Origin of the sequence: Phenylobacterium aquaticum (assembly GCF_947378715.1) — a bacterium.
Classification (GTDB): domain Bacteria; phylum Pseudomonadota; class Alphaproteobacteria; order Caulobacterales; family Caulobacteraceae; genus Phenylobacterium; species Phenylobacterium aquaticum_A.
The window spans coordinates 1-6,189 of record NZ_CANCLE010000203.1; the positions used below are offsets into that span (position 1 = coordinate 1).

Genomic DNA, 6,189 nt, shown 5'->3' on the forward strand with positions numbered 1-6,189 from the left:
CGGTAGTCGCGCTTGGGCGTGTCGGCCACGGTCAGCACCGCGCCGGTCGCGCGGATCTCCAGGATCGGGTCGGCCAGGAACACCTTCAGCATGCCGCCGTGGGAGTCGAACTTGACCTCGCCCAGGAACTTGCCGACCCCGGTGAGCGCGCCGTCCGCCCCGAGCCGCAGGTCACTGCCGGGGGCAAGCGCGAAGGTGAAGCCGCCGTCCTCGGCGCGCGCAGCGCCGGCCCCGACCTCGATGGTTCCGCCCGTGGCCTCCACATAGCTGCGGAAGCTCTGCTTCACGCCCCAGCTAAGCGCCGTGGCCTGGTGTTGGGGCTCGGTCATGGGTCTTGGTCCTCCACGGCTTGCAGTCCTAGCCTAACCGCGCCAGCGCGCGAAATCGATGAAGGCGCGCAGGGCGGCCGGCATGTGCCGGCGGCTGGGATAATAGAGCAGCGGGCCCGGGAAGGATTGCGACCAGTCGGCCAGCACCTCGACCAGGCGGCCGGCCTCGATATGGGGCCGGGCATAGTCCTCGAAGGTCAGATAGAAGCCCGCGCCCTCGGCGGCCACGCGCAGCTGGGCATGGGGGCTGGTGGCGGTGAGCGGGCCTTCCGGCTCGACCCGCACCACGCGGCCGTCCTTCTCGAATTCCCAGGCGGGGAGCCGGCCGCTGGCGAAGCGGACGCGGATGCAGGGGCGGGCGAGCAGGTCCTCCGGCCGCTCCGGTCTTCCCCAGCGGGCCAGGGCGGCGGGCGAGGCCACCACCACGAAGCGCTGCGGCCCGCTGATCGGCACGGCGATCATGTCCTTGGCCAGGCTCTCGCCCCAGCGCACGCCCGCGTCGAAGCCGCCGGCGACGATGTCGACGAAGGCGGTCTCCGAGACGATGTCCAGTTCCACGCCAGGATGGGCGGCCAGGAAGGGGGCGATCAGCGGCCCCAGCGTCAGCTCGACCGCCGGCTCCGGGGCGTTGATGCGCAGGCGGCCGGTGGCGGTGCCGGCCTCGGTCTGCACCTGGTCGATGGCCTGGGCGATCTCGGCAAGCGCCGGGGTCAGGCGCTCCAGCAGCCGCGCCCCCGCCTCGGTGAGCGCCACGCTGCGGGTCGTGCGATTGACCAGGCGCACAGCCATGGCCGCCTCCAGGTCGCGCAGGGTCTGGCTCAGAGTCGAGACCGAGACACCACGCTCCAGGGCCGCGCGCCGGAAATTGCGGTGGCGGGCGATGGCCGCAAAGGCCGCCAGGTCGTCGAGGTCGGGACCCCTCATTATACGAAATACCAAACAGCTTGTGTCGGACTATGCGGATTATCGCATGGACGTTGCAGGCGCATAAGTCCCCTCACATTCGCAGGAGACGCCCCATGATGCTTCGTCCGCTCGGCCGCACCGGCCCGCAATCCTCCGCCCTCGGCCTGGGCTGCATGGGCATGTCCGACATGTACGGCCCGTCCGACCGCGCGCAGAGCCTGGCCACGATCGACGCCGCCGTTCAGGCCGGGATCAACCTCATCGACACCGGCGACTTCTATGGCATGGGCCACAATGAGATGCTGATCGGCGAGGCGCTGAAGCGCCACCGGCGCGCCGACCTGCTGCTGAGCGTCAAGTTCGGCGCCCAGCGTGCGCCCGACGGCGCCTTCCTGGGCTTCGACGGCCGGCCCCAGGCGGTCAAGGCCTCGGTGGCCTACAGCCTGAAGCGCCTGGGCGTGGACCATATCGACATCTACCGCCCCGCCCGCCTGGACCCCGCCGTGCCGATCGAGGAGACGGTGGGGGCGATCGCCGATCTGGTGAAGGCCGGCTATGTCCGCCACATCGGCCTGTCGGAGGTGGGCGCCGGGACGATCCGCCGCGCGGCGGCCGTCCACCCGATCGTCGACCTGCAGATCGAATATTCGCTGATCTCACGGGGCGTCGAGGACAAGATCCTGCCGGTGTGCCGCGAACTGGGGATCGCGATCACCGCCTATGGGGTGCTGTCGCGCGGCCTGATCAGCGGCCACTGGACCAGGAGCCAGGCCACGGCCGGCGACTTCCGCGCCCATTCGCCCCGGTTCCAGGGCGAGAACCTGGACAAGAACCTGGCCCTGGTGGAGGCCCTGCGCGCGGTCGCCGACGCCCGCGACGCCACCGTGGCCCAGATCGCCATCGCCTGGGTGCTGGCGCAAGGCGGCGACATCTTCCCGGTGATCGGCGCGCGGCGCCCCGACCGCCTGGACGAGGCGCTCGGGGCGCTGGACCTGGTGCTCAGCGCAGCCGACCTGACGGCCATCGAGGCGGCGGCCCCCAAGGGCGCGGCGGCCGGCGACCGCTATGCGGCGGCGCAGATGGTGATGCTGGACAGCGAGCGGTGATCAGTCTGAGGCAGCCGCCAGGGCCCGGCTGACCGCCTCCGGCTCCTTATCCAGCACGGTCAGCAGGATGCGGATGGCCGGCTCCGGCGTGGTTCGGCCCTGCTCCCAATCCCGGACCCGGCCCAGGGCGAAGCCGTACCGGCCCGCGAAGGCGGCCTGGGTCAGCCCACGGCGCCTGCGGATCGCGCGGACATCGACGGTCGGCGGTGCGTGAATACGGTAGGTCGAGGGGTCGGCGCGGCCCTCGACGATCTCCACCGCCTCATTGAGGCCGGCCATGATCCGATCGAAATTGGCGTTCTTCATGCACGCTCCCAAAACTCTAAGGCCTGAGCGGCGGCCGATGTGCGCCGACCAGACGTTTGGCGACCACCGCCATCGCCGAGATCTCCGCAGGGGTGAAGGTCGCCCGCGAGCCCTTGGCCAGGACCGCGAGCAGATAGACGGGCATATCTTCCCCGCCAAAGATCGTCACCACGCGATAGCCCCCGGATTTTCCGCGCCCCTTGCCAGCGACCCGCAGCTTTCGGCAGCCGCCGGACCCCACGATGAGATCGCCTGCCGAAGGCGCGGCCGCCAAGCTATCGACCACCCGTCGCATCTCCTCGGGAGTCATGCCTTCGGCCTTGGCGGAGGCAAGATATGCGGCGGTTTCAGCGACCGTCTGCACGGCAGAATATACTGACAATCAGTAGTTTTGGCAAGATCGCTCCTCCCTGCCGCCCGTAGCTTTTTGTTCTTGTTATGTTCCTTATGTCAAGGCCTTCCGCCCCGCCCCATCACACGCACTGGACATCGCCCCCTCGCGGCCCCATCCTTCGCAGTCAAACAGATGTTCGTCCCACCATTGGGGAAGCCTGCCCATGTTCATGCGTTTCTTCACCGAGCTCCGCGACGCCAAGGTTCCGGTGTCGCTGAAAGAGTACCTCATGCTGATGGAGGCGCTCGACAAGGCGGTGATCGATCGCAGCGTCGAGGACTTCTATTTCCTGTCCCGCGCCGCCCTGGTGAAGGACGAGAAGAACCTCGACAAGTTCGACCAGGTGTTCGGCCACGTGTTCAAGGGCCTGGAAAAGCTCGAGGGCATGGGCGTCTCCGACATCCCGGCCGAGTGGCTGAAGAAGCTGTCGGACCAGTTCCTCACCGAGGAGGAAAAGGCCCAGATCGAGGCCATGGGCGGCTTCGACAAGCTGATGGAAGCCATGGCCGAGCGCATGAAGCAGCAGCGCGAGGAAGACGGCGACGGAGACGGGGACGGCAAGGGCGCCGGCAAGAACGGCAAGGGCCCGACCGGCGACTCACCCTTCGGCGCCAATGGCTATCACCCCGAAGGCATCCGCATGGGCCAGGACAAGGGCCGCCACGGCAAGGCGATCAAGGTCTGGGACAAGCGCGAATACAAGAACCTCGACGACTCGGTCGAGCTCGGCACCCGCAACATCAAGGTCGCCCTGCGCCGGCTGCGCAAATGGGTCCGCGACGGGTCCGCCGACGAACTGGACATGAACGCCACGATCCGCGGCACGGCGGAGAAGGGCTACCTGGACATCAACATGCGCCCGGAGCGTCGCAACAAGATCAGCGTGCTGATCTTCTTCGACATCGGCGGCTCGATGGACAGCCACATCAAGGTCTGTGAGGAGTTGTTCTCGGCCGCGCGGACCGAGTTCAAGAACATGGAGTTCTACTACTTCCACAACTGCCTCTATGAGAGCGTGTGGAAGGACAACCGCCGTCGTCACGCGGAAAAGCTGAACACCTGGGACGTGCTCCACAAGTTCAGCCACGAATACAAGGTGATCTTCGTCGGCGACGCCACCATGAGCCCCTATGAGATCACCTATCCGGGTGGCTCTGTGGAGCACTGGAACGAGGAGGCCGGGGCGATCTGGATCGACCGGGTCACCCAGATCTTCGAGAACGTCGTGTGGCTGAACCCCACCGCCGAGCGCCACTGGGACTACACCCCCTCGGTCGAGGTGATGCGCCAGCTGGTCGGCGACCGGATGTTCCCCCTGACCATCGAAGGACTCGACAAGGCCATGCGGCAATTGTCCCGCTGACGGCATGAATGTTGCGTAGCGACGGGGGATATCTAGACTTTTCCCATCGCTTGAGGATTCGCCTGTGACCGACCCCGCCGCGCCGATCGAGGAGACGAACGAGGCGGCCACCAAGGCCGCCGTGTTCTGCGCCGCCGAGCGATTGTTCGCCCTGCACGGGTTCCAGAATGTCTCGGTGCGCGACATCACCGCCGAGGCCGGGGTGAACCTCGCCTCGGTGAACTACCATTTCGGGTCCAAGGACGCCCTGCTGTTCGAGATCTTCCGCCGGCGCACGGCGGAGCTGAACCGCGAGCGGGCGCGGATGCTGCACGAGGCCAATGACCGCCATGGCGGCAAGCCGCCGGTGCGCGAAATCCTCGAGGCCCTGTTCGCCCCGCCCCTGCGCTGGGGCTCGGCCAATGGCGACCGCCGCATCTCGGTGCAGTTCATCATCCGCTCGCGCAGCGAGGGCACCGAGGAAATGCGCGAGGCCCTGACCAATGACGTCAGCCACCTGGCCCGCTTCGCCGACGCCCTCATCGCCGCCCGCCCCGACCTGCCGCGCGAGACCGTCTATTGGCGGCTGCATTTCTGCCTGGGCATGGTCCACAACAACCGCTTCGCCGAGTTCGACCGCCTGCACGTCCTGTCGGCCGGGGTGACGCGGGAGAGCGACACCGAGGGCCTCCTGAAGCGCATGCTCGACTTCGCCGAGGCCGGCTTCGTCGCCTAAAGACGAGCGGCGAAGGCCCGGAAGCCCGCCGCGAAGGCGTCCGGCTGTTCCAGGAACGCCGCGTGGCCGCCCGGGAAGACCGTGACCTGCGCATGCTTCATGGCCTTGATGGCCGGACGGCAGCGGCTGAGCGGGATCACCCGGTCGTCGCGGGCCCAGGCGAACCAGACGGGTGCGTCCAGGGCCGCCGCCACCGCGCGCAGATCGGCGCTGGGCTGGCCGAACCCCTCCCAGGCCCGGCGCAATTGCCCGGCCATCTCGCGGCCGGCGGCGATGATCCGCCGGCGCTGGACCCTGGCGGCGCGGGCCGGCAGAACCAGCCAGCGGTAATAGGCCCCATAGGCCGCGCCATACCACCAGGCGCCCCGCTCACCGGCGCCGAAGAAGGCCGCGAACAGGCCGCAGAACCGGGCCACCGTGGCGTCGACCTCGACCAGTCCGCCCGGGTCGCAAAGCACCAGGCCGGCGACCGCATGGTCCCGGGCAAAGGCGATCGCCGCCGCCCCTCCGATCGAGCAGCCGACCAGGATGGGGCGCGCGATCCCCAGTTGATCCAACAGCCCCGCCAGCAGTTCGGCATAGCGGGCCGGGGACAGGCCTTCCCGGTCCTCACTGGAGCGGCCGTGACCGGGCCAGTCGAGGCGGATCACCTCGAACCGATCGCCGATCCGCTGAGCCAGCGAGGCGAAGTCGCCGCCGCCATGGCCGATCGCGTGCAGGCAGACCACCGCCGGCCCCCGCCCCTCCCGCGCCACGGCCAGGCTCACGCCATCGACCACGATCATCATCGACCCCGCCGGAACCCCGACCGCCTCGCGCCTGGACATGCCGCGCCTCCATGTGATTTGAATATCACAAGTGATATCTATATCACTTTCTGTCAAGGAGATGGCCATGGCGATCAAGACCAAGGGCGACACACGCGAGACGCTGATCGCCGCAGCCGCTGCAGAATTCGGCGAACAGGGCTTTGCCGGCACCGACACCAACCGGATCGCGCGCCGCGCCGGCTTCGCCCCCCAGACCTTCTATCGCTGGTTCAAGGACAAGACGGAGATCTTCATCGCCGT

Annotated in this window: 9 protein-coding genes; 4 read left to right on the top strand and 5 right to left on the bottom strand. The window is 68.2% G+C overall.

The features are described from left to right. The coding region (locus Q7P21_RS18695; protein ID WP_304179219.1) for an HtaA domain-containing protein at nt 1–329 on the bottom strand (329 nt) is incomplete at its 3' end. A 33-nt stretch (nt 330–362) separates the two neighbouring features. Then, nucleotides 363–1,253 (bottom strand): LysR family transcriptional regulator, encoded by an 891-nt coding sequence (locus tag Q7P21_RS18700; protein WP_304179235.1) that lies wholly within the window; start codon nt 1,251–1,253, stop codon nt 363–365. A 95-nt stretch (nt 1,254–1,348) separates the two neighbouring features. On the opposite strand from Q7P21_RS18700, the gene Q7P21_RS18705 reads away from it, so the two are divergent. Continuing rightward, the gene (locus tag Q7P21_RS18705) at nt 1,349–2,341 is read left to right on the top strand and encodes an aldo/keto reductase (protein ID WP_304179248.1); all 993 of its coding nucleotides are present in this window, start codon (nt 1,349–1,351) and stop codon (nt 2,339–2,341) included. Here Q7P21_RS18705 and Q7P21_RS18710 read toward each other — a convergent pair whose 3' ends face one another. Together Q7P21_RS18710 and Q7P21_RS18715 are read right to left on the bottom strand one after the other, a co-directional pair. Continuing rightward, a complete protein-coding gene (locus Q7P21_RS18710; RefSeq protein WP_304169842.1) occupies nt 2,342–2,647 on the bottom strand; it encodes a DNA-binding transcriptional regulator in 306 nt (101 codons plus the stop codon). 16 nt (nt 2,648–2,663) lie between these two features. Continuing rightward, nucleotides 2,664–3,011: a type II toxin-antitoxin system RelE/ParE family toxin gene (locus Q7P21_RS18715; RefSeq protein ID WP_304179280.1), complete on the bottom strand. Its 348-nt coding sequence runs from the start codon at nt 3,009–3,011 to the stop codon at nt 2,664–2,666. A 193-nt stretch (nt 3,012–3,204) separates the two neighbouring features. On the opposite strand from Q7P21_RS18715, the gene Q7P21_RS18720 reads away from it, so the two are divergent. Further along, nucleotides 3,205–4,404 carry a VWA domain-containing protein gene (locus tag Q7P21_RS18720; RefSeq protein WP_304179291.1) on the top strand — a complete coding sequence of 400 codons (1,200 nt, stop codon included), beginning with the start codon at nt 3,205–3,207 and terminating at the stop codon, nt 4,402–4,404. 64 nt (nt 4,405–4,468) lie between these two features. Next, nucleotides 4,469–5,119 carry a TetR/AcrR family transcriptional regulator gene (locus tag Q7P21_RS18725; protein ID WP_304179302.1) on the top strand — a complete coding sequence of 217 codons (651 nt, stop codon included), beginning with the start codon at nt 4,469–4,471 and terminating at the stop codon, nt 5,117–5,119. Here the strand turns inward: Q7P21_RS18725 and Q7P21_RS18730 are convergent. Beyond that, nucleotides 5,116–5,946, bottom strand: coding sequence for an alpha/beta fold hydrolase (locus Q7P21_RS18730; protein ID WP_304179315.1), 831 nt, complete (start codon nt 5,944–5,946; stop codon nt 5,116–5,118). The two genes, Q7P21_RS18725 and Q7P21_RS18730, sit on opposite strands and share 4 nt — an antisense overlap. A 67-nt stretch (nt 5,947–6,013) precedes the next feature. Between Q7P21_RS18730 and Q7P21_RS20500 the strand changes: the two genes are divergently transcribed. After that, a partial coding sequence (locus Q7P21_RS20500; RefSeq protein WP_369695356.1) for a TetR/AcrR family transcriptional regulator occupies nt 6,014–6,189 on the top strand: 176 nt, incomplete at its 3' end.